The sequence below is a fragment of the Tessaracoccus sp. OS52 genome, from assembly GCF_020687685.1.
Taxonomy (GTDB): Bacteria; Actinomycetota; Actinomycetes; order Propionibacteriales; family Propionibacteriaceae; genus Arachnia.
In genome coordinates this window covers 1968033-1990136 of the sequence record NZ_JAJEWM010000001.1, presented here as the reverse complement: position 1 = coordinate 1990136, position 22104 = coordinate 1968033, and the positions used below count along the sequence as shown (strand labels likewise).

19 protein-coding genes and 1 tRNA gene are annotated in these 22104 nt (G+C 67.9%); 8 read left to right on the top strand and 12 right to left on the bottom strand.

From position 1 onward, the window contains the following. Positions 1 to 4 precede the first annotated feature (4 nt). Positions 5 to 1318, bottom strand: coding sequence for a hypothetical protein (locus LKO27_RS09415; RefSeq protein ID WP_227737135.1), 1314 nt, complete (start codon positions 1316 to 1318; stop codon positions 5 to 7). Positions 1319 to 1344: 26 nt separating this feature from the next. Further along, positions 1345 to 1935: a DNA-3-methyladenine glycosylase I gene (locus LKO27_RS09410; protein ID WP_227737134.1), complete on the bottom strand. Its 591-nt coding sequence runs from the start codon at positions 1933 to 1935 to the stop codon at positions 1345 to 1347. 173 nt (positions 1936 to 2108) lie between these two features. Between LKO27_RS09410 and LKO27_RS09405 the strand changes: the two genes are divergently transcribed. Further along, positions 2109 to 2190 (top strand) — tRNA-Gln (locus LKO27_RS09405). A gap of 96 nt (positions 2191 to 2286) precedes the next feature. On the opposite strand, the gene LKO27_RS09400 is transcribed toward LKO27_RS09405, so the two are convergent. After that, complete coding sequence (locus tag LKO27_RS09400; RefSeq protein WP_227737133.1) at positions 2287 to 3303, bottom strand: LacI family DNA-binding transcriptional regulator; 1017 nt, start codon at positions 3301 to 3303, stop codon at positions 2287 to 2289. Between the two features lie 89 nt (positions 3304 to 3392). Here LKO27_RS09400 and LKO27_RS09395 point away from each other — a divergent pair, with 89 nt between their 5' ends. Genes LKO27_RS09395 through LKO27_RS09380 form a run of 4 tightly spaced genes read left to right on the top strand, consistent with a single transcriptional unit; the run spans position 3393 to position 9513 of the window. Beyond that, on the top strand, positions 3393 to 4514 hold the full coding sequence (locus LKO27_RS09395) for a carbohydrate ABC transporter permease (RefSeq protein WP_227737132.1): 1122 nt from the start codon (positions 3393 to 3395) through the stop codon (positions 4512 to 4514). Next, positions 4511 to 5377, top strand: a complete 867-nt coding sequence (locus LKO27_RS09390) for a carbohydrate ABC transporter permease (RefSeq protein WP_227737131.1) — start codon at positions 4511 to 4513, stop codon at positions 5375 to 5377. Before LKO27_RS09395 ends, LKO27_RS09390 begins: the two co-directional genes overlap by 4 nt. Before the next feature lie 42 nt (positions 5378 to 5419). Further along, complete coding sequence (locus tag LKO27_RS09385) at positions 5420 to 6796, top strand: extracellular solute-binding protein (protein ID WP_227737130.1); 1377 nt, start codon at positions 5420 to 5422, stop codon at positions 6794 to 6796. A gap of 32 nt (positions 6797 to 6828) precedes the next feature. After that, positions 6829 to 9513, top strand: coding sequence for a glycoside hydrolase family 2 protein (locus LKO27_RS09380; RefSeq protein WP_227737129.1), 2685 nt, complete (start codon positions 6829 to 6831; stop codon positions 9511 to 9513). 115 nt (positions 9514 to 9628) lie between these two features. On the opposite strand, the gene LKO27_RS09375 is transcribed toward LKO27_RS09380, so the two are convergent. The 5 genes from LKO27_RS09375 to LKO27_RS09355 form a co-directional block, all read right to left on the bottom strand. Continuing rightward, positions 9629 to 10174, bottom strand: a complete 546-nt coding sequence (locus LKO27_RS09375) for a hypothetical protein (RefSeq protein ID WP_227737128.1) — start codon at positions 10172 to 10174, stop codon at positions 9629 to 9631. A gap of 37 nt (positions 10175 to 10211) precedes the next feature. Then, the gene (rocD, locus tag LKO27_RS09370; protein WP_227737127.1) at positions 10212 to 11438 is read right to left on the bottom strand and encodes an ornithine--oxo-acid transaminase; all 1227 of its coding nucleotides are present in this window, start codon (positions 11436 to 11438) and stop codon (positions 10212 to 10214) included. Further along, on the bottom strand, positions 11435 to 12286 hold the full coding sequence (gene ddaH / locus LKO27_RS09365; protein ID WP_227737126.1) for a dimethylargininase: 852 nt from the start codon (positions 12284 to 12286) through the stop codon (positions 11435 to 11437). The genes rocD and ddaH overlap by 4 nt, the downstream gene beginning before the upstream one ends. A 143-nt stretch (positions 12287 to 12429) precedes the next feature. After that, positions 12430 to 12831, bottom strand: coding sequence for a hypothetical protein (locus LKO27_RS09360; protein ID WP_227737125.1), 402 nt, complete (start codon positions 12829 to 12831; stop codon positions 12430 to 12432). Positions 12832 to 12852: 21 nt separating this feature from the next. Then, positions 12853 to 13590, bottom strand: coding sequence for a hypothetical protein (locus LKO27_RS09355; RefSeq protein ID WP_227737124.1), 738 nt, complete (start codon positions 13588 to 13590; stop codon positions 12853 to 12855). Between the two features lie 291 nt (positions 13591 to 13881). Between LKO27_RS09355 and LKO27_RS09350 the strand changes: the two genes are divergently transcribed. Beyond that, positions 13882 to 15654, top strand: a complete 1773-nt coding sequence (locus tag LKO27_RS09350; protein ID WP_227737123.1) for a bifunctional UDP-sugar hydrolase/5'-nucleotidase — start codon at positions 13882 to 13884, stop codon at positions 15652 to 15654. Between the two features lie 25 nt (positions 15655 to 15679). Here LKO27_RS09350 and LKO27_RS09345 read toward each other — a convergent pair whose 3' ends face one another. The 3 genes from LKO27_RS09345 to LKO27_RS09335 are packed head-to-tail and all read right to left on the bottom strand — an operon-like array spanning position 15680 to position 18655. After that, the gene (locus LKO27_RS09345) at positions 15680 to 16513 is read right to left on the bottom strand and encodes an ABC transporter permease (protein WP_227737122.1); all 834 of its coding nucleotides are present in this window, start codon (positions 16511 to 16513) and stop codon (positions 15680 to 15682) included. Further along, a complete protein-coding gene (locus LKO27_RS09340; protein ID WP_227737121.1) occupies positions 16500 to 17441 on the bottom strand; it encodes an ABC transporter ATP-binding protein in 942 nt (313 codons plus the stop codon). The genes LKO27_RS09345 and LKO27_RS09340 overlap by 14 nt, the downstream gene beginning before the upstream one ends. Continuing rightward, positions 17438 to 18655, bottom strand: a complete 1218-nt coding sequence (locus tag LKO27_RS09335) for a hypothetical protein (protein WP_227737120.1) — start codon at positions 18653 to 18655, stop codon at positions 17438 to 17440. The genes LKO27_RS09340 and LKO27_RS09335 overlap by 4 nt, the downstream gene beginning before the upstream one ends. A gap of 72 nt (positions 18656 to 18727) precedes the next feature. On the opposite strand from LKO27_RS09335, the gene LKO27_RS09330 reads away from it, so the two are divergent. Together LKO27_RS09330 and LKO27_RS09325 are read left to right on the top strand one after the other, a co-directional pair. Further along, complete coding sequence (locus LKO27_RS09330) at positions 18728 to 19390, top strand: response regulator transcription factor (protein WP_227737269.1); 663 nt, start codon at positions 18728 to 18730, stop codon at positions 19388 to 19390. Then, complete coding sequence (locus LKO27_RS09325; RefSeq protein ID WP_227737119.1) at positions 19387 to 20736, top strand: ATP-binding protein; 1350 nt, start codon at positions 19387 to 19389, stop codon at positions 20734 to 20736. The genes LKO27_RS09330 and LKO27_RS09325 overlap by 4 nt, the downstream gene beginning before the upstream one ends. 85 nt (positions 20737 to 20821) lie before the next feature. On the opposite strand, the gene LKO27_RS09320 is transcribed toward LKO27_RS09325, so the two are convergent. After that, positions 20822 to 21901: a ScyD/ScyE family protein gene (locus LKO27_RS09320; protein WP_227737118.1), complete on the bottom strand. Its 1080-nt coding sequence runs from the start codon at positions 21899 to 21901 to the stop codon at positions 20822 to 20824. Positions 21902 to 22104 lie beyond the last annotated feature (203 nt).

The following is a 22104-nucleotide window of genomic DNA, read 5'->3' as shown; positions in this document are numbered from 1 at the left end:
TCTCTCACGCTCCCGTGCGAGCTCTGTGGTTCCACCGTTCCCGGAGCGAGTCGTTCTCACGCAGGGTGCGGTCCCGCTGCCAGAACCAGCCCGACGCGTGGAACAGCAGCAGGATGCCGCCGACGGTGCACAGCAACGGGTAGAGGCGGGTCCAGTCGCTGAACGGGTAGACGTCGGAGGTGACCAGCCCGGTCAGGCCCAGGGCGAGGCAGAGGACGCCGACGGTGTGGAGGTGTCCGGTGAGGGACTGCATCGGCGCCTCCTCCAGCAACAACCGGCGCAGCAGGTACCACGGGGGAGCGGGGGAGTCCGGATCCGCGGCGAGCTCCAGGAACGTCCTGCGCAGCCTCAGGGTCACGAGCACCTCCACGACGGTGGCGGCCACGAGCACGCCCACCCCGATGATGGTCAGCACCGAGGTCAACAGCAGCGCCGAGTCGATCAGAGCCTCTACGCCGACGTCGAAGGTCCGGGGGTCGCATTCCCGGCAGGGCTGACGCAGCAGGACGATGCCCGTGGTGATCAGGCCGCTGGCCAGGAAGAGTCCCAGGGAGAGGTTCATGACGATCCCCGCCAAGCGGTCTAGCCCGGCCAGGCGCCTCACCGCCTCTGGCGCGGCAGCCAGCGCCGACTTCGCCTCGGCGGTGGCGGCCAGCTCGCGGGCACCGACCTTCTGGAGGTTGCCGTCGGAGTCGTACCTTCTGGCGGGTTCATTCGGATGGAGCGGCGGCAGCTTCTTCGCCCAGAGTTCCTGGGCCGCTCCGCCCTTGTCCCTGAAAGCCGCCCGCAGTCCGACGATGCCGACCCACGACATGACGGCTCCCACCGCCAGTGCGCCCAACGCGAAGGGCACGTCATCGTCGCCGACGACCATGACGATCCCGCTGATCACGACGATGGGCCCCAAGACCGCTGCGAAGCCGGATAGGATCATCGAGCCGAGCCGCGATTCACTGATCGCACGACGCTGCCAGTCCACGGGGATCTCGTTGCGCCGCCCCGCTCCGTCTTCCACCACCCGGTTCAGCACCTTGCGCTGCTCCCGGCGGTAGATGTCGTGCGCGATGGCCGCCAGGAGTCCCAGTCCGAAACCGCCCCCGAGGGCCACGATTCCCATGAAGGACCGAAGGTACGCGTCGATCCCCTGCGCGACGTCGTAGTCCAGCCCGAGGGCGCCTTCCTCCACCGCGATCCCGAAGACCAGCACGACCAGGCTGATCACCCCGCAAACGATGGCGGTTCGGGCGAGGATGGTCAGCAGGAAGCGGAGGGCCACCACATGCGGGGGCATCGGATAGGTGCGAGCGAGTTCAACCACCGGGCCAGCGTGCCAGACAAAGGGGTCTATCGCGCCGCAACGAGGCCCTCGTCGTCGCCTGACACCAGCCAACAGCCGGCGAGGTGGTCGTCGACGAGGCCGACGGCCTGCATCGTGGCGTACATGGTGACGGGCCCGACGAACCTGAACCCCAGCCTCTTCAACTCCTTGGACAGGGCCACGGACTCCGGTGTGCTGCCGGGCACCTCGTCGAACGTTTCCGGCCGCTCATCCCGTGGCTCCGGTGCATGGGCCGCGACGACGTCGCCCAGCCTGCGACCCTCTTCGTGCAGCGCCAGGAGTGCACGGGCGTTGCCGATGGCGGCCTCGATCTTCGCCCGGTTGCGGATGATGGCCGCATCCGCCATGAGGCGCTCGACGTCGGACTCGTCGAACGCTGCGACCTCGGCCGGTGCGAACCCGGCGAACGCCCTCCGGAAGGACTCTCTCCTGCGCAGGATCGTGATCCAGCTCAACCCCGCCTGGAAGCCCTCCAGGGCCAGACGCTCGAACAGGTCCCGCTCGTCGGGGGAGTCGACGACGGGCCGGCCCCACTCCTCGTCGTGGTACTTCTCATACAGCGGGTCCCCGGACCCGAAACACCTGATCTTGTCCATGCGGCCTCCCTCGGCGCCAGTGGCTTGTTGCAAACACTATGGTCGACGCCGGGCGCCCGCCGTCATCTGGAGGGTTGGCTGTGGACAAACTCGCTCCCGGCCGGGCAGTACGCCGCCGGTGGCCGGGCGCAGGGCAAGGCACTAAGCTGGCCGGAGGCCCTTTCGAGGGCCGTTCCCCGGTTGGTCTTTCGGCAGGGCCCGCCTGACTTTGAATCAGGATTAGCGAAGTAGGTTCGACTCCTACCCGGGGAGCCAGTGTGGCAACGAGTGGCAGAGCGGAAGGACTCGGGTCCTCGCCCCTCAGGTCGGCGGTGCCAAGTCAAAGGGCTACCACCCCCTGCCGCTTGGATCTCACGTGATGCTGACTCGACGCGAACTCTCCCGTATGACGATCTTGTAGGGCACGTCGTCGTGGCCCGTTGGGTTCTCGTCGCCTGCGATGAGGTCGAGGAGCACGGTGATGGCGCCTTCTGCGATGGCTCGCTTGTCCGGGGCGATCGTGGTCAGGGATGGAACGGAATAGGCTGCCTCTTCGATGTCGTCGATGGAGGCTATGGCCACGTCGTGTGGGGCGTGGAGGCCTGCGTCGGCGAGGGCGCGGAGGGCGCCGAACGCGAGCAGGTCGGTGAAGCAGAAGATCGCGTCAAACCTCAGGCCGGAGGCAAGTGCCTGGGCCACGCCGTTGCGGCCGGCTTCTCGGCTGAACTCGTCTGTGTAGATCATCAGGTTCTCGTCGAGGGCGATTCCCGCCTCGGTAATGGCTTCTCGGTAGCCGTCTAGCCGCTGGCTGGAGCTGCGGTAGGCGGTGTTGTGGTATGCGCCCAGCGCGGCGATTCTGCGGTTGCCCTGGGCGAGCAGGTGGCGGGTGACGTCCTTGGCAGCCGCGCGGTTGTCGATGGCCAGAGCGGGCCAGTGGGAGTGGGAGATCTGTTCGCCGATTAGGATGGTCGGCACTTCGGGCGGAGTGGCGACGAGGTCATCGTTGACCATGCTCATGGGGGAGAAGATGAGCCCGTCGACCATGTGGGCGGTGAAGTCCCGCAGCGCGCGCGTTTCACCGGCGAGTTCTCCGCCGGTCTGGCGTGCCATCACGGTGTAGCCGTGCGTCTGGGCGGAGCGCTCCACCAGTTCGGACAGTTCAGCGAAGTAGGGCTGTGACAGTTCGGGGACGGCGAAGCCGAGGATGTTGGTGTGGCCTTGCCGCAGCCGGCGGGCGGAGAGGTTGGGGCGGTATTTCAGTTCCTTGATGGCCGCTTGGACGCGAGCTCGGGTCTCTGGTTTGACGTGCACGTAGTCGTTGACGACGTTCGAAACCGTGCGGGGGGAAACGCCGGCGAGTTGGGCCACATCATGGATGTTCGCAGTCATGTTCTCCTCATCACTTGACTTTGCCACGTTGCAGGTTCAGACTAGCACCTGAGAGTTTGCAACGTGGCAAAGACGATCTGGAGGTGTGCATGCCGACGACGACAACCGCTACAGCGGTGAGATCAGCCCCGGCGGGACGTAAGCGACGATCGGTCAAGGTGGGGTTGCGGCATGGGTTGGCGTTCACGGCGCCCTTCCTCGCCCTGTATCTGATCTCTGTGATCTACCCGGTGGTCCAGGCAGTGCAGATGAGCTTCTTCGACTGGGACCTGTTGGGTTCGGCGCGGGAGTTCATCGGCGTTGATAACTACGTGCGGATGCTTGGCGGGGTGAACATCGAGTGGTCGATGCTCCACCTGTTCTGGGTCCGGCTCGGCCTGGTGCTTGCGGCCGTGTTGTTGCTCCTGGGCCCCCTCCGGCGCAAGGCGCTGACGGGGTGGCGGGTGGTGGGCGTACTAGGGATCGTGGCGTTGGCCGGCCTGCTGGGCTTCCACCCTGGCGAGGCCGGGTTCTGGAACGATCCGTTGTTCTGGACCGCGTTGAAGAACACGTTGTGGTTCACAGCCGTCTCGACCCCCATCATCGCGATTCTGGGCCTCGTGATGGCTCTGGCGCTGCAGGGCCGACGCCGCGGATCGGCCTGGTATCAGGCCGCGTTCTTCCTGCCCTACATCCTGCCGGTGTCGGTGATCACCTTGATCTGGGCCTACTTCCTCTCCCCGAATCAGGGGCTTCTGCAACGCCTGCTGGGCTATGTGGGGATCGATCCGTTGTCCTGGCTCGCTGATCCTGAGCTGGCGATGCCAGCGATCATCCTGACCACGGTGTGGTGGACGGTGGGTTTCAATCTGGTCCTCTTCACCGCCGGCCTCCAGGACGTCGACCGGTCCCTCTACGAGGCCGCGTCGCTGGATGGCGCGGGCCCGTGGCGCAAGTTCGTCCACGTGACCCTTCCTGGTATCCGCCACGTCGTGCTGCTGGTGATGGTCATGCAGGCCATCGCCTCGTTCCAGGTCTTCGGTCAGGTCAACATCATGACCGGCGGCGGCCCGGGCACGTCGACGGAGGTGGTGATCCGACACATCTACACCACCGGCTTCCGCGACTTCGACCTCGGCTACGCCTCGGCGATGTCACTGTTCCTCTTCGTCGTGATGCTCATCGTGTCCGTCGTTCAGATGCGGTTCCTCGGAAAGGACGACACGCTGTGAGCACCTCTACCCTGACTCAGTCCCGCCCCCGCGAGCAGAAACGGCTCTTCGGCACCGCCGCCTATCACGTGGCGATGGTGGTCGCGGTCCTCGTTTGGCTCATCCCGATGATCTGGATGGTGTCGCTGTCGCTCAGCGACAACGCTGCCCTGACCACTAACACGACGAGCCTCGTACCTGTCGACTTCACGCTGGACAATCTGCTTGGGGTGTTCTCCGTCGGGTTGACCAGCCGCTGGTTCCTCAACAGCGCGGTGGTGTCGATCCTCACCACGCTCGCGACCGTGCTCCTGTGCGCCATGGCCGGCTACGCCTTCGCCCGGATCGACTTCCGCGGCAAGAAGTTTATCTACGCCAGTGTGCTCGCCGGGCTCATGATCCCCAAGGAGGCGATGTTCATCCCTCTGTTCACGATGGTCGCGGACTGGCAGATGCATAACACCTATCAGGCGCTGGTGATGCCCCGCATCGCCGCCCCGCTCGGTGTGTTCCTGATGACCCAGTTCTACGCCAAGATCCCGCTGGAGGTTGAGGAGGCCGCCCGCGTGGATGGGGCCGGCCCGTGGAAGACGTTCTTCCTCATCATGCTGCCGCTGGCGCGTCCCGGAATGGTGGCGCTGGGCATCTTCACCTTCGTCCAGACGTGGAACGACTACCTCTGGCCCCTGGTGTCGGCGACGAAGGCGGAGATGTTCACCATCACCACCGGGCTGGCCTCACTCCAGGGCAACTTCGCCCAGGCCACCGAACTCGGCAGCCTCATGGCCCGCGGACTGATCGGCTCCCTTCCCCTGCTCATCATCTTCATCGTCTTCCAGCGCCATCTGATCCGTGGGATCGGCATGACGTCCGGCGGCAAGTAATCCCCACCCTGACCACCGCTTCACCGTAGAAGGAGAAACCCCATGAAGAAGCGTGCCCTGTCCATCCTCCCGTTAGCCCTGAGCGCCGGACTTCTGTTGTCCGCGTGCGGTACCGGTACCGGTACCGGTACCACACCCGATCCGGAGACCGGTGACCTCACGGCGCAGATCAGTGCCGTGACCCCCGAGCAGCTCGACGGCACCACGATCACCATGTCGCGGATGTTCGGCGACTGTGAAGAAGCGACGTCGGGTGTCACCGACCCGTCGAAGGCGGGCTCGGAATGTGAGGCAATCCAGATCCTCACCAACCAGTTCAACGCCGAGAACGAATACGGCATCACCGTCGAGCGGCTCGGCGGCGCGGACTGGAACTCGTACTACGACGCTTTCAACGCGTCGGTCGCAGGCGGCGACCCCGCCGACATCGCCAACCTGCACGACTATGCGCTGGGTGACTACGCCAAGCGTGGCCAGCTCCTCGGCTTCGACGCCGCCGGCGTGGGCATCGACCTCGACGACGCGACCGAACAGGCTCAGTCCAGTGTGCAGTGGGACGGCACCACTTACGCGGTGCCGTTCGACTCCCACGCCATCCTGGCCCACGTCAACACCGACATCCTCGCCGAAGCCGACTACATCGGCGCCGACGGCCGGCCCATGATGCCCACCTCCCGCGAGGAACTCCTCGAGATGGGCAAGGCTGTCAAGGACAAGACAGGCAAGTACCTGATGTCCATGGGCTTTGCCAACGACGACATGGCCTGGCGGGTGTTCTACTCGCTGGTCGCCCAGCAGGACTCGGAGTTGATAACCGACGATGGCGCCGCCCAGATCGATTCGGACGCAGCCAAGGAAGCGCTGGCCCTGATGAACGAACTCATTGCAGCCGGCTACATCCACACCGCCGCCGACTACTCCGGTTCCATCGACGAGTGGAAGAACGAGAAGTCCGCGATCCTGGTCAACGGCACCTGGGTGGTCAACGAGTACTCCGCCACGGCCGAGTTCGGCTACGCGGTGACCGACTTCCCGACGATCTTCGACACCCCGGCCGTGTGGGCCTCCTCCCACATGTGGGTGCTGCCGGCCCAGAGCGACAACGACCCGGTCAAGTACCGCGCAGCACTGGAGTTCGCCAAGTTCCTCTATGACAACACCGACGTGTGGGCCATCGCCACAGGGCACATCGCACCGCGGGTCTCGGTGATCGAATCGCAGGAGTACCAGTCGGCACCCAACCGGGAGTTCTACACCGAGACCGCGCTCAACAACATCCGCTTCGTGCCTCAGACGGAGAACTGGACGGCCATCAAGGAGCTCATCCACTCGCAGCTGGAAGAGGTCTGGTTCAACAACAAGGAGATCGACGCCGCCCTGACCGAAGGACAGCAGCGCGTCGAGCAAGCCCTCCGCTGACCACCGCACACCAACGACTGAAGGAAGTAGCAATGTCGCGCGTCGCCCGACCCACGATCAGCCTCGACGGGGACTGGAACCTTGAGATCCTTGGCCACACCGAGCCCAAGCTGACCACCGTGGTTCAGGTCCCTGGCCCGTGGACCATCCAAGTCCCCGGGTACGGGGACTCGCACGACTCGGTCAGGTACAGCCGCCGATTCGTGGTGGAACCGGGCACGCGCGACACCTCCTTCCTCATCTTCGACGGGGTCAACCACGAGGCCGTCGTCTGGCTCAACGACGTCGAAGTCGGCCGCCACCTGGGCGCCTGGGAACCCTTCGAGTTCGACGTCACCCACGCTCTTAACGCAGGCGAGAACCGCCTCACAGTCGAGGTCCACTACCCACCCAGGATCGGGTCCGCCGAGGGCCCCGGCCAGCTTGAGATACCGCACGGCAAGCAGACCTGGTACGGCACCACAGCCGGGATTTGGCAATCCGTGCGCCTCGAACACCGACCTGCCACCCACCTGCAGGACCTCCGGCTCATCGCCGACGCCGAGAGTTCACTCATCCAGGTGAACGCACGGGTGGCCGGACCGTTCGACGACGCAGCGGTCACCGTCGTCGTCGAACACGAGGGCCACGAGGTGGCCCGCATCAAGGAGCCGGTGATCGGTGAGGCCGTCGCCGTGCAGGTGCCTGTGCTTGAGGCCAAGCAGTGGGGGATCGGCGACCCGAACCTTTACCAGGTCAGCACCCGCCTGGAACGACACGGCGTGGAGGACTCTCAGCAGCTCAGCACGGGATTCCGCACCATCGAGACCCGCAACGGCGAGATCTACTTCAACGGGCACCGGCTTGAACTGAGGGCGGTGCTGGACCAGGACTATCACCCCGGTTCGTCCACGATCCCGGGCAGCGTCGAGGAGTGGGAAGCGTTCCTCACCCAGGCCCGGGACCTGGGATTCAACATGCTGCGTGTCCACATCAAACGCCCCGACCCCACCTATTACGACATCGCCGACCGGCTGGGCATGCTCGTCTGGACCGAACTGCCCAGCTGGCTCACCTGGACTCCTGAGGGGGCCAACGACGGCGCCGACCTCCTCCACCGCCTCATCGCACTCGACGGCCATCATCCCAGCATCGTGATCTGGACCGTGATCAACGAAGCCTGGGGTATCGACATGGGCAGCGCACGGCAACGCGCCTGGCTCCACGACACCTTCCGCTCCGTCCGCGACGCCGCCCCCGGATCCCTGATCGTGGACAACTCTGCCTGCTTCCCCAACTTCCACCTCGTGAGTGACCTCGACGACTACCACATCTACCGCGGCATCCCCGAGTCCCGACGCGAGTGGGACACCATCATCGACGAGTTCGCCTCCCGACCCGACTGGACCTGGTCCCCGTACGGGGACGCCATCCGCAGCGGACGCGAACCGCTCGTTCTCTCCGAATTCGGCAACTGGGGCCTACCCCACGCGCTCGACCAGTACGAAGACGGACAAGAACCCTGGTGGTTCGCGCTGGGTGCGGACTGGGCCTACGGGGCCGGCGAGGGCACCGGCCTCCAGCAACGCTTCCACCGCCTGGGCATGGATCGGGTGTTCGGCACCTGGGACACGCTCGTCACGGCGCTGCAGAAGGCTCAGTTCGTCTCGAACCGTTACCAGACCACCAGCATCCGCGCGAAACAGTCCATCAGCGGATACGTCCTCACCGAACTCAGCGACGTCCAGTGGGAGGCCAACGGGCTCTTCGACATGAACCGAACCCCCAAACAGTTCACCGCTCAGTACGCACTCTGCAACGGGCCCCGGGCAATCGCCCTGCGCCCTGAGCGATACTCGCTGGCCACCGGAGAACACGTCAGCTGCACCGTCACGGTCACACCCGCCCGAACCGGCCAACCCGTAGCCCCCCAGAGCGGAGAGGTGCGTGTGACACTCGACGGAACCGTCGTGGCCGTCATGCCCGGCGACCCGACCGACTGGATCACCCACGACTTCGTCGTCGCCGCACCCGCACTGCCCGGCGCCTACACATTCGTCGCCGAACTCTACGAAGAGGACACGCTCATCGCCCGCGATGAAGCCGACCTGATCGTCACTGCCGCAGCCGCCGACGAACGCGACTGGCCCACCGTCGCAACAACCGACCCGGCACTGGCACGCTGGGTGGAGGCGCTGGGCCTGGACACGATCGACGCCGGGACCTTGGATCTGGCGTCCCCGGCCCCGGGGATCGTCTGGGCCACCGGGATCTTCGACGACAACGCCCAGCGCTACGCTCGCAACGGCGGCAGAGTCCTCATCCTCGCCGAAGACCCTGGTGCACTGGGAACAGGATTCAAACTGCTCACCTTCGCCAGCCTCCGGTCTCGCTCCGGTGACGGCGACTGGGTACCCCGCACAGACTGGCTCGACCGCACCGGACCCTTCTCCCAAATCCCAGGCGACACCATCCTCGGCATAGCCTTCGAAGACATCCTCGGCGACCTCGTGATCAGCGGCATTCCCAACGCCATCCGCCCCGCAACGGTGGCCTCTGGGCTCTTCAACGGGTGGCTGCAGGGATCCGCATCCACTACGGTCAGCACGCCGTTCAGCCAAGGCCTCGTGACCATCACCACGCTGCGGCTACGAGACACGGTGGACTCAGTGCCCGTCTCGGCGGCACTCGGTCGCGCTGCTCTTCTGGCAGCCTCTGGGGCCCCAGGCCGCGGCTGAATGGCAAGCCCACAACAACGTTGGTGTGGCTGCCTTGGAGTCGGACATGGCCCAGACCGTCGACCGGCGCGCAGATCTAGAGGACGTAGCTTCTGCCGCGTTGGTCGGACAGGTGCTATTGGTCTTCGTCGAGGGTTTGGCAGTCGTCAGTGAGGGCGAGTTCCAGCCGAGAGGTCGCTTCGCGCTGGCGGAGTTCGCCGTCGACGTGATACGTGATGATCTGGCTGCGGGCCCGTCCGGTTTCTGCTGCGTCGACTGAGAGTGCGAGCGCCAGATGGACAGTGGCACCGGGAGGGATGCTGTACCCGGCTACAGGTTGGCTACCGGCCCACAGGTCGGCGTTCTCCGCTGCCGGATCTTGCATGACGCCGACGCCGAGCATGGTTCCGTCATCGAGTCTCAGTGGGGGCACGGCCAAGGCCTCGTTCAGCAGGAGGTGATCCTGTTCCCCGAGCCGAACGTCCTTGAGCGTGATGGGGCGTTGGCCGGGGTTCGAGACCGGTACCCCGAACCAGTAGGGTTCCGCTTCGCCGGAAAGGACCTTTGCGCACATCGCGTCGCCCTCGGGGACCTCAAGGACACGAGGCCCACCGGCGCAGCCCGCGACGCCGACGGCTGCTACGGCGCACCCAAGGATGCGGATAAATCGCCCGGGTTTCATATCCGAAGGCTATACCGGTCGGCGGTCATGACCGGGGTCAACTCTCCTGCAGTACGAGCCTCAGCTGGTCGACCGCCCAATCGAGATCTGGTGCCTCGATTGTCAGTGGTGGCGCAATCCGGATTGTCTGGCCGTGGGTGTCCTTCACCAGCACGCCGCGGGCCAACAGTCTTTGGGCCACGTCGCGTCCGGTGCCGAGCGAAGGTTCGACGTCGACGCCGGCCCAGAGGCCAGCCACGCGCACCTCGGTCAGCCCGTGGCCCAGCAGTTCGTCGAGCAGGTTCCCCAGGTGGCGGCCCAGGGTCGTGGCACGTTCCTGGAACTCTCCGGTGCGCAATAGCTCCACCACCCGCAGCCCGACGGCAGCGGCGACGGGATTGCCGCCGAATGTCGACCCATGCTCACCGGGATGGAACACCCCGAGGACCTCGCGGTCGCCGACGACGGCCGACACCGGCAGGATGCCGCCGCCAAGCGCCTTGCCAAGCAGGTAGAGGTCGGGGACGACCCCCTCACGGTCGCATGCGAACGTCGTGCCGACGCGGCCTAGACCGGACTGGATCTCGTCGGCGATCAGGAGCACGTTGCGCTGCGTGCACAGCTCACGGACGGTCCGCAGGTAGCCCGGCGGCGGGATGATGACTCCGGCCTCACCCTGGATGGGTTCGATGAGAACCGCGGCGGTGTTGTCGTTGATGGCGGCCGCCATTGCGGCGGCGTCCTGGTACGGCACCATGACGAAGCCCGGCGTGAACGGTCCGAACCCGTCCCTGGTGGCCGGGTCGTCGCTGAACCCGACGATGGTGGTGGTGCGGCCGTGGAAGTTGCCCGAGACGACGATGATCTCCGCGGCGTCGGCAGGCACCCCCTTGACCCGGTACGCCCAGGCGCGCGCGGCCTTGATGCCGGTCTCGACGGCCTCGGCGCCGGTGTTCATGGGCAGGACGAGGTCCTTGCCGCAGAGCTCGGCAAGGGCGGCGGCGAAGGCGCCGAGCCGGTCGTTGTGGAACGCGCGGCTGGTCAGGGTGAGCCGTCCGATCTGGTCCACGGCTGCCTTGACCAGTTCGGGGTGGCGGTGCCCGAAGTTCAGGGCCGAGTAGGAGGACAGCAGGTCGAGGTAGCGCCGGCCCTCGACGTCGGTCACCCACACGTCCTCGGCGGTCGACACGACCACCGGCAGGGGGTCGTAGTTGTGCACCAGGTGCTCGCCCTCCTCGTGGATGAGGCGCGAGGTCGAGGTGTCGGGGTGGGTGGTCGTGCTCATGGTCTGCCTCCTCGCAGTTCCAGCGTGCAGCACTTGATTCCGCCGCCGCCGAGGTGGAGCTCGGAGACGTCGACGTGGATCGGGTGGTAGCCGCGCTCACGCAGCTCGGCGTCGAAGCTGGTGACTGGCGGCGACAGGACGACGTTTCGGCCGTCGCTCACCGCGTTCAGCTCAAGGCTCGCCGGGTCGGCGGCGGGCACGCGGATCGCGTCGGGGAACCGCTCGAGCAGTTCGGACTGGCCGCGCTCGTCGAAGGCCGACGGGAGGTAGGCGATGTTCGCGCGCTCGACCCCGCCCGCGCCCTGGACCGGGTCGAGGACGCAGATGGCGGTGTCGAGGTGGTAGTACGTGGGATCGACCAGCCGCAGCGAGACGACCTCAAGACCGAAGGTGTCCGCGACCTCGGCGTGGCTGTCCGGCTCGGACCGGAAACCATGGCCGGCGAGGATCGTATCGCCCACCAGCAGGAGGTCACCCTCGCCCTCCTGGACGGCGACCGGCTCCACGACGTCGAACCCGTGGGTCGCGAACCACTCCCGGAAGGGCTGTTCCTCACCCCGCCGTTCATGGACGCTGAACCTCGAGCCCAGGGCCACGCCGCCGATGACGAGTCCGCTGTTGGCGGTGTAGACCATGTCGTTGAGGCCCGGGATCGGGTCGATGAGTTCGACCTGGTGACCCAGTGCCACATACGTGTCGTGGAGCGCTTGCCACTGCCGCACCGCCTTGGCGGTGTCGGTGGGACAGGCCCGATGCATCCAGGGATTGATCTCGTAGGTAACCGTGAAGTACTCCGGCCGGCACATCAGGTACCGGCGCTGCTGCTGGATCCGCTCCCCAGAGGACATCCTTCTCCCCACCGAGTACCAACGGCGGACGCTGTCCTGTGGCCCGGCGGCCCTCCGACGCGGCCAGGCCACGTCGGAGGGGCGGTACGAGCACGCCTGTGTCCCATTATTCCACCGACGTGCGCCTCGCACGCTCAGGCCGGTCAAGAAGGACTGGGAGAGCCCCCCGTCGGCATGCGATGCCGGTAGGTCCAGGAGGTCAGCGCAGTGCCCAGCATCACGATCAGCACGCCCGAGAAGATGTGGAGCGCCGTGGCGTCCGCCTCGCCCAGCGCGTACTGGAGCACCACGGCGACGGCGAGTACCAATGCGAGGACGACGTTCACGGTCCCGGCGGATCGCCGCAGAATCACGTAGACGACGGCGCCGATGATGGTGGCCGCCAAGGTGACCCACGCGCCGACCTCATGGTGGACCCGGTAGGCGTTCTCGCCGCCCAGGAAGGCGGCCGCCCAGCCGGCCTGGCCGATCAGGCAGCTCAGCACGACGGTGGCGACGCTGCGCAGCACGATCAGGTGCGGATGCGGCAGTTGGGGCAGTGCCATCCGCCCACTCTGCCACGCCGATCAGTCGTGACGGATGTCGATTACCATCCGGGCGGGGTCGGCAAGGGTGAAGATCCGGTACGCCGTCCTCTCCTCCAAGCCGATCACCACCTGCTGCTGGGCCTCGAACAGCCCTCCGAAGACCACCTGGGTGACCGTCTCCAGTGCGTCGTCCTCGACGGTCTCACCCGAGTAGCGCTCGGCGTGTTCGGTGGTCCAGTCGATCGCCCAGATCCCCAGGTCCAGGAACGCATCCCCTTCCACGTCGAGCGGCAATCCGGACGGGTCCGCGACCGCCTCCGTGGTGAGATTCGCGAACCAACCCAGCAGCGGTTCATCACCCGAGAGCTCCAGCACCACACGGTCATAGCCCTCGTGCAGGCCGGTGCGCACGCCCGTGATCTCCTGCCAGTCCCCCGGGATGGTCTGACGCGGCTCCTGCTCCGAGCGCTGGGTGAGCCACGGGTGGACTGAACCCGGGTCGTCGGACTCCTGCCGGGTGGGGGAGGAGGTGACCTGCTCCGACGGCGACGTCGCAGGGGACACCGGTGGGGAGGTCGTCGGGGATCCAGTGGCTGAAGTCGAGGCCTCGGACGGTTCCCCGGGAGTGTCCGGCGTCGCTGACGTAGGCGATGGCGATGTTGTGGCGGCGTGGATGGGAGTGGAGCTTGTCGGCTCGTCCGGAGGGGAGGTCGGCCCCTCGGCGCAACCGGCGAGCAGCAGTGCCACCGCGGCCGTCGCGGCTGCTGCGCGTCTCATGTCACAACGTTACGCCTCGCTGACCCGTCTCGACAGGGTCTGGTGCCGGCGGCGTTGGCCTCTCGAGGACCGTGAGATTCCAGGACGCCAACCCGGCGTGTCATGGCGGGGGACCGTCCACGACACGCCGAGTTTCGGTACTGGATTCCCAGCGCCCTCACAGCCGCAGCTGATGTCGCCGACGGTTAACCTTCCGGCCACCTTCCTGACACCCCGCGCCGGTAGGTTCTGCGCACAACCGCATCCACAGGAGGACTTGTGCGCACAAACTCCAATCGCAGGACCGTAGCGTTGGCCACGTCGCTGCTGCTCGGGACGAGCCTGCTGGCGCCGGCCATGCCCGCCGCCGCCACGCCCCATGAACGCAGTGAGCAGCGCACCCAGCTGACCCTGCTCGCCACCACCGACCTGCACGGCCGGCTCCAGAACTGGGACTACTTCAAGGACGCTCCGTACTCCGACCGGTTCGGCAACACGGTCGGGCTGAGTGCGGTGAGCAGCGTCGTCGACGGCGTCCGCGGCGAACGTGGCGCCGAGAGTGTCATCGTCGTGGACAACGGCGACTTCCTGCAGGGCACGCCCCTGACCACCTACTACGCCAAGCAGCAGCCGGTCACCCAGACCGGCGCCGAGCACCCGATGGCCACCGGTTACAACGCCATCGGCTACGACGCCCAAGCGCCCGGCAACCACGAGTTCGACTACGGACTGGACCTCCTCGACGCCTACGTCGACGACGCCGACTTCCCGGTGCTGGCCGCCAACGTCATCGACACCGCCACGGGCGAGCCGCTGCTCCAGCCGTACACCGTCGTCACCAAGAAGCTCGGCAACAAGCCGGTCAAGGTGGGCATCCTCGGCCTCACCACCCCCGGCTCGATGATCTGGAACAAGGGGCACCTCGAGGGCAAGGTCACCATCGAGGACATGGTCACCTCGGCGCGCAAGTGGGTGCCTCAGGTCAAGGCGGCCGGCGCCGACGTCGTGGTGGTGCTGAGCCATGCCGGCATCGGGTTGTCCAGCTACGACACCTCCACCGGCCTCGGCGAGGAGAACCCCTCGGACCAGATCGCCGAGCAGGTGCCCGGCATCGACGTCATGGTGATCGGCCACACCCACCGCACCGATGCCGCCGAACGGTTCATCACGAACGAGGTGACCGGGGAAGAGGTGCTGCTGACCCAGCCCATGTACTGGGGCCAGAGCGTCTCCGACGTCACCATCGACCTGCAGAGGGTCCGCGGCAAGTGGGACGTCACCGGCGCGAACGCCGAAGCGATCCTGACCAGCACGGTGGCCGAGGACCCGGCCGTCGTCGCAGCCACCGACCCGGCCCACGAGACGACCATCGACTACGTCAACACCGTTATCGCCCAGTCCGTCACCGAACTGCCCGCGACGGAGTCCCGCTACCGCGACACCGCGATCATCGACTACATCCAGATGGTCCAGACCCAGACCGTGGAGGAGGCGACGGCAGGTGGGCAGTACGCCGACCTGCCCGTGCTCTCCATCGCGGCACCGTTCAGCCGGACGGCCGTCTTCCCCGAGGGTGACGTCACCATCCGCGACATGGCGGGCCTCTACATCTACGACAACACGCTGGAGGCCGTTGTCCTCACCGGCTCCCAGGTCAAGGACTTCCTGGAGTACTCCGCCAAGTACTTCGGCACCGTCGCGCCGGGGGAGACCTTCGACCCGGAAACCGACACCTCGGTGGTCCACCAGGGCCAGCAGGTCTGGGACTACAACTACGACATCATCGCCGGCGTGGACTACGAGATCGACCTCAGCCAGCCGGTTGGGTCACGGATCGAGAACCTCACCCACGCCGACGGCACCGCCGTGGCTGCCGACGACCAGTTCGTCGTGGCCGTCAACAACTACCGCCGCAGCGGTGGCGGCAACTTCCCCCACATCTCGACCGCGCCCGTCGTCTACAACGAGATGCAGGAGATCCGTCAGCTGCTCATCGACTGGGCGGTCGAGCGGGGCACCATCGATCCCGCCGACTTCTTCGACGAGAACTGGACGCTGACCGTCGACGGCGCTCGCGTCCCCTGACCGAACGCCAATCGGGTGGGCCGGTTCACGACGTCACGTCAGCCGTCGTGAACCGGGCCCACGCCAGGGAGGCGAACACCGCGACCCAGCCCAGCTGGACCGCCAGACCGGCGCCCAGCACGTTCCAGTCCACCTCGATCCGGAGGAACTCGGCGAAGTCGAACCAGTGATGGGTCAGCAGGTACGGGTGGATCACGGCCAGCTGGGGTAGTGAGTCCAGCACGGTGGAGACCACCGACACCACCGTCGTCGCGGCCATGGCCCCGACGGGCACCTCGGTCAGCGTCGAGAAGAACACCCCGACGGCGACCAAGCCGGTGAGCGAGAGGGCGACGTAGCCCGCCACCCCCAGCATCCGGCCGACAGCCTCGCCCAGCCCGACGGTGGCCCCGGACAGCAGCGTCAGGTCACCGAATCCGAAGAAAGCCCCACCGGCGGCCAGGGCCATGGCGGCGATTACGAGCACGGCCACCAACGCGAACGCGAGTGCGACCAACGCCTTGGCCAGCAGCAGTCGCGTCCGCGCGACGGGAAGCGTGAGCAGGTAACGGAGGGTCCCGGCCTGGGCCTCGCCCGCGATCGAATCGCCCGCTGTGATGCCGATGGTGAGCGGCAGCAGGAACGGCAGGCACATGAACAGCGCCGCCACCACCAGGAACAGGCCGTTGCCCGTGACCCTCCCGATGAAGCCGGGACCCTGGCCCTCCAGGCCCGAGCCCCGCGCGATGAACAGCACCACCGCAAGCAGCAGCGGGACCGCGCCGAGGCCCGCCAGCAGTGCGAGCGTGCGGCGTCGCCCGAACAGCAGCCTCAGTTCGCTGCGCAGCAACCGGCCGAAGGATCCCCTAGCGTGCGACATCGAAGCCCTCACCGGTCAGTTCCACGAACAACTGCTCCAGGCTCCGACGGCGGACCTCCAGCCCCAGCAGGGCGACCCCGGCGTGCACGAGCGCGGCCGAGACCTCTTCCGGCGGCCGGGCGCCCAGCGCAGCCTGCAGCTGCGCGCCCTCGGCGTGCACGTCGGTCAGCCCGAGCGAGGTCAGTACCTCGGCGGCGGCGGTGAGGTGATCGGGGCTGGTGGTGACGACGAGGGTGGCTTCGTCGGCGGCCGCCAGGGAGCTGCGCTCGCCCTGGGCGAGCAACCGGCCCTGCCCCATGATCCCGATGTGCGAGCAGACCTGCTCGATCTCGGCCAGCAGGTGGGACGAGACCAGCACGGTGGTGCCCTCGGCAGACAGCTCCCGGATCAGGTGCCGGACCTCCCGCGTCCCCTGCGGGTCCAGGCCGTTGGTGGGCTCGTCGAGGACGAGCAACTCCCGGGGCCGCAGCAGCGCGGCGGCCAGCCCGAGTCGCTGCTTCATGCCGAGCGAGTACTGCCGGTACGGCTTGGCGGCGGCCGCGGTCAGGCCCACGCGCTCCAGGGCCGTCCCGATCCGTTCCCGCGAGGTGGCCGGGTCAGCGGTGGCGTCGCACGCGTCGAGGCGGGCGAGGTTGGCCTGCCCCCGCAGGTACGGCTGGAACGCCGGCCCCTCGACCAGCGCACCCACCTTGGGCAGGACCGTCCCGCCCTGACCGGGCATCGGCTGCTCAAGCAGCCAGGCGGAACCGGCCGTGGGGCGCACGAGCCCGAGCAGCATCCGGATGGTCGTCGTCTTGCCCGAGCCGTTCGGGCCGAGGAACCCGTAGACGGCGCCGCGGGGCACCTCAAGGTCGAGCCCGTCCACCGCGACCTGACCTGAACGGAACCGCTTCGTCAGCCCCTCGGTTCGGATTGCAGGGGCGCTCACGCCATCGAGCGCAGCGTCAGGGGAGGCACCGCGCCCACCAGGACCCGCCCGTCGTCGGTCACCAGGATGCTCAGCAGGGCCGAACTCAGCAGGCGCCCCTCGGGCACCTCGGTGGTCAGCTGCTCGTACAGAGCGCCCGCATCCAGCCCCATCCCGTCGGAGTGGTCGGGCTTGAACTCCTTCACCAGGTCGCCCGCCTCCTCGGAGCCGGTGAAGTCCTCCGGCATTCCGGAGACCGCGCCCGGGTCGCCCGCAAGGAGCTTTGCGACGTCCAGGTCGGCGAACTCGACGACGGTCTCCCAGCCGGAGCCGGTGACCTTGGGCGTCGGGTGCGCCTTGCCGGGGTCGGGCATCGTCGCGTCCTGGTCGGGCAGCGGCACGACGACGTCGCGCTGGGTTGCGCCGGCAGGAGCGGAGAACTCGAACACCGACTCACTGGGGGCGCTGAAGTCGACGTCGGTGAAGGACACCTCGAGGGCGGGAGCGCTCTGGTCCAGCGTGCTCCACGTCTGCACCCGCAGCGGCGTCATGGTCTCGCCGTCGACGGCCAGCACCACATGGTCGACGAGGGTGCCGTCGGTCTCGGGCGTCACCACCAGTTGGTAGGCGTCGCGCCCGGCGACCGTGGTGTGGGTGTCGACGACGACGGTCGAGGATTCCTCCACCTTCTCCAGGATGTCAGCGGCCGCCTCCTGCGGGGTGGGGAGCTCGGCCTTCCGGGCGAGCGCCTCCTCGCGGGCCCGCTCACCCATCGCCTCGAGCCGCTCACGGTCCGCGGCGCTCAGGGTGTAGTGGACCACCTCGTCGTCGGAGCTGGAGTAGGTCCAGACCTCGGGGCCGTTGGCCACGACGGACCATTCCGACATCGTCCCGAGCAGCGCCACGCGGGAGCGCTCGGCGCCGTCGGTCCACAGCCGGATGGTGGAGCTGCCGCCCAGCAGCGAGATCGGGTCGGCACCGGACGCCTCTGTGAACAGCAGGTCGGGAAGCCCGAGCCTCGCGGTGTGCACGACGGTCCCGGACATTGCCTGAGGTTCGGCCTCCAGCACCCGCGCGACCAATTCCTCGGCCGAGAGGTCCGGCAGGTCGCCGGACTCGCCGGAGGCGAGCAGGGGCTGCGCCACCAGGCCGATGGCGACGGCGCTCACCACAGCGATCGGAGCGGCCCAGGGCGTGCGGAGGAGACGGCGGGGTGCGGCGTCGGTGCTGGTCATGGTCACCACGCTAGACCCGGCTCGCTGAGAGGACGCTGAGAGCCCCGGCCGCCCGCCCGCTGCGCTGGCATGATGGGTGGCGTGCGGGTACTGGTGGTCGACGACGAGCGTGGCCTCACGCGGACGCTCCAGCGCGGCCTGGCGGCCGAGGGGTTCGCCGTCGACACCGCCCACGACGGCGAGACGGGGCTGGAGCTGGCCACCTACGGGGACTTCGACGCCATCATCCTCGACGTCATGTTGCCCAGGCGCAACGGCTACGACGTGGTGGCAGCACTCCGGGAACGGAAGGTGTGGACCCCGGTGCTGATGCTCAGCGCCAAGGACGGCGAGTACGACGTCGCCGACGCCCTTGACCTGGGCGCCGACGACTACCTGACCAAGCCCTTCTCGTTCGTGGTGCTGGTGGCCCGGCTGCGGGCCCTGGTCCGGCGGCCCGCCGAGGCCCGGCCCGCCATCCTGGCCGTCGGCACGCTGGAGCTCGACCCGTCGGCCCGCACGGTGACCCGCGACGGCGTCCTAGTGGACCTGACCGCGCGGGAACTTGCCCTCCTGGAGTACCTGATGCGCCACGCGGACCGGGTGGTGGGCAAGCTGGAACTGCTCGACCACGTCTGGGACGGCACCGGCGAGGACGCCAACGTCGTGGAGGTCTACGTCGGATACCTGCGGCGCAAACTCGGGCGCGACACCGTCGCGACCGTGCGCGGAGCCGGCTACCGAGTCCTGGGATGAACGGCCCGGGCCGACGGTGGGGCGGGCTTTCGCTGCGGCTGCGGCTCACCGTCGTCACAGCCGGGCTGCTGGCGGTCGGGCTCGCGCTGGGTGCGGTGGCGTTGTCCGCAGTGGTCTCGGCCAGCCGGGTGGCGGCGCTCGACGAGGTGGCCAGGGCACGGGCGGAGACGGTGGCGCGGCTGGCCGCCGAGGACCGCCTCCCCGAGCCGCTGCCCGTCACCGAACCGGGGGAGATCGTGCAGGTGCTCGACGCCGCTGGCCTCGTCGTGGCGAGCTCCGCCAGCGCGAGCCGGACGCTCCCGCTCCTGACACCGGCGGAACTGGGCCGGTTGGGCGCGGGCCGCGCGACCTTGGGCACCGCCTACGACGAGCGCGCCCGCGTGGTGGCGATGGACGCGACCTGGCGCGGCGATCCGGTCAGGGTGGTGGTGGCGCTCCCGTTGCGCGACGTCGAGGGCGTGCTGAGCGCCCTGCGGCTGTCGCTGGTGGGCGTGGTGCCGACGCTGACCCTCGCCCTGGCCGTCGTCATCTGGCTGGCACTCGGCCGCGCGCTGCGGCCGGTGGAGCAACTCCGCCGGGCGGCCGAACGCGTGGCTCGCGAGGGCGGTCCCGGCGCGCTGCCGGTGCCGTCGGCCGACGACGAACTCGGGGCACTTGCCCGCACCCTGAACGAGATGCTGGACCGGCTGGAGCGTGCCGCCGCCAGACAGCGCGCGTTCGTGGAGGACGCCGCCCACGAGCTGCGCTCACCGATCTCGTCGCTGCGCGCCACGGTCGAGGTGGCTCGAACACATCCCGATGCGTGGGCAGGCGACGAGTTGGCCGCAGACCTGGAACCCGAGGTGCTCCGGATGCAGGCACTGGTGGATGACCTGCTGCTGCTGGCGCGCGTCGGCGCGGCCCCGGCGCAGCGGGGTGAGCATGACCTGCGGGACCTGGTCGAGCAGGTGGTTGGAACCGTGCGGGCCGAGGTCGCCTTCGAGGTCGCGGGCGAGGGGAGGGGCTGGGTGGACGCGCCGGCGTTCCAGCGGGTCGTGCGGAACCTCGTCGAGAACGCCGCGCGGCACGCCCGGACGCTCGTGCGGGTGAGGGTCGCCGACGGGAGCGTCGCCGTCGACGACGACGGCGCGGGCATCGCGCCCCAGGATCGGCAGCGCGTCTTCGAGCGATTCGTCCGCCTCGACGAGGCACGCGAGCGCGGGGCCGGGGGCAGCGGTCTGGGCCTGGCGATCGCGCGCGAGATCGCTCGGGAGCACGGCGGCGACGTCGTGCTGGAGCGCTCCGACCTCGGCGGCCTGCGGGCGCGGGTCAGCGTTCCCGCGGCACCACCCGCCCCCAACCAGTGAGTTCGAACCCCCTGAACAAGTTGGAGCCGCAGGGGGAGCGATGCCCCCTGCGGCTCCAGGTCACTTCCGACTCAGACGACCTGCCTCAGAGCCGGGTGAGGTCGAGCGTGCCGTTGCCGAACACGTCGTAGGTGTAGTAGAGCGTGTTGCCCTGCACATCGACGTCGGCGGCCAGGGGCACCTCCACCAGGACGCTGACGTCCAGGCTTCCGCTTGCGACCTTCAGGATGCCGGCGCCGAACATGGACGCGACGTAGAGGTTGCCCGATCCGTCCAGCGCGATGCCGGTGGGGGAGAGCAGTCCCTCGACGTAGAGTTCCAAGTCACCGCTGTTGGGATCGATCCGGTACACCGCTCCACGGGCACCCAGGCTGTCGTCCTCGGGGCCACCGGGCAGGGAGGCGACGTACAGCCAGCCGTCGGGACCGATCTCGATGTCGGTGGGCACGGCCTCGAAGGCGTAGGTCAGGCCTTCGCAGGACGGGATCCCGAACGCGGTTGCAGCTGCTTCGGTGATCACGGCCTCGCGTGCGGGCAGGACGGCCAGCGTGTCGATCTCGCCGGTCTTCAGGTTGACGGTCAGGACTGCGTTCGCGCCCGCGTCGGCCACGTAGGCGGTGTTGCCGACGACCTCAAGGCCGTAGGCGTGGGAGTCCGGTTCGACGTCGGCGCCGGTGTAGCTGGCAGGGAAGCCGATGGCGGTCATCTCGGCCACGCAGTCGGGGTTGGCGGCGGCGTCGGCCGGCGAGAGCCCGTACTGGACGTCCGCGTCGGGGTTGTTCGCGATCTCGTAGGCCGCGATCTCGTCGGTGATGGTGGTCACGTTGCCCTTGGCGTCGATGGACTTCAGCACTCCGACCATGGGCCTCGGGTCGGGGCCGGCGCCCACGCTCTCGAGGAAGAACAGTGTGCTGCCGCGGTACTCGGACCCGGCGACGTCCCAGCCGGGATTGCTGTAGGTGACGTCGGCGCCGTCTCGCGTGACGGTGGTGATCTGCCCGGCGAAGGACTCCGAGACCGAAACCGTCTTGCCGGTCACCGCCAGGTGCAGGGGACCGACAAGGCCGTCGATCGGGGTCGTGGTGGGCGGTGCAGCGCTCGCCAACGAGGTGGGGCCGAGAATGAGCATGGCGGCCGTGGCCGTCGCAATGGTGCGGAACTTCATGCGAACTCCTCTGGATGGATGGAAGACAGAGGACTCCCCCGGAAATCAAGCTCTTTCCGCAGCCCTCTGGGGAAACAATCCGTCGGGGCACAGCCCAAGTCAAGGGGTTTTCTCAGACTTCAGTACCGCAGCTCGGACGGGGTCTCTCCCGGCCGCTCCAATGAGAACGTTCACGCTTGTCTGGCTAGGCATTTCGTCATTGT

Coding starts and splice junctions, on each gene's coding strand:
- LKO27_RS09410 (WP_227737134.1), bottom strand. CDS start 1,935: ATGGACAAGATCAGGTGTTTCGGGTCCGGGGACCCGCTGTATGAGAAG.
- LKO27_RS09400 (WP_227737133.1), bottom strand. CDS start 3,303: ATGACTGCGAACATCCATGATGTGGCCCAACTCGCCGGCGTTTCCCCC.
- LKO27_RS09395 (WP_227737132.1), top strand. CDS start 3,393: ATGCCGACGACGACAACCGCTACAGCGGTGAGATCAGCCCCGGCGGGA.
- LKO27_RS09385 (WP_227737130.1), top strand. CDS start 5,420: ATGAAGAAGCGTGCCCTGTCCATCCTCCCGTTAGCCCTGAGCGCCGGA.
- LKO27_RS09380 (WP_227737129.1), top strand. CDS start 6,829: ATGTCGCGCGTCGCCCGACCCACGATCAGCCTCGACGGGGACTGGAAC.
- LKO27_RS09375 (WP_227737128.1), bottom strand. CDS start 10,174: ATGAAACCCGGGCGATTTATCCGCATCCTTGGGTGCGCCGTAGCAGCC.
- rocD (WP_227737127.1), bottom strand. CDS start 11,438: ATGAGCACGACCACCCACCCCGACACCTCGACCTCGCGCCTCATCCAC.
- ddaH (WP_227737126.1), bottom strand. CDS start 12,286: ATGTCCTCTGGGGAGCGGATCCAGCAGCAGCGCCGGTACCTGATGTGC.
- LKO27_RS09360 (WP_227737125.1), bottom strand. CDS start 12,831: ATGGCACTGCCCCAACTGCCGCATCCGCACCTGATCGTGCTGCGCAGC.
- LKO27_RS09355 (WP_227737124.1), bottom strand. CDS start 13,590: ATGAGACGCGCAGCAGCCGCGACGGCCGCGGTGGCACTGCTGCTCGCC.
- LKO27_RS09345 (WP_227737122.1), bottom strand. CDS start 16,513: ATGTCGCACGCTAGGGGATCCTTCGGCCGGTTGCTGCGCAGCGAACTG.
- LKO27_RS09335 (WP_227737120.1), bottom strand. CDS start 18,655: ATGACCAGCACCGACGCCGCACCCCGCCGTCTCCTCCGCACGCCCTGG.
- LKO27_RS09330 (WP_227737269.1), top strand. CDS start 18,728: ATGGGTGGCGTGCGGGTACTGGTGGTCGACGACGAGCGTGGCCTCACG.
- LKO27_RS09325 (WP_227737119.1), top strand. CDS start 19,387: ATGAACGGCCCGGGCCGACGGTGGGGCGGGCTTTCGCTGCGGCTGCGG.
- LKO27_RS09320 (WP_227737118.1), bottom strand. CDS start 21,901: ATGAAGTTCCGCACCATTGCGACGGCCACGGCCGCCATGCTCATTCTC.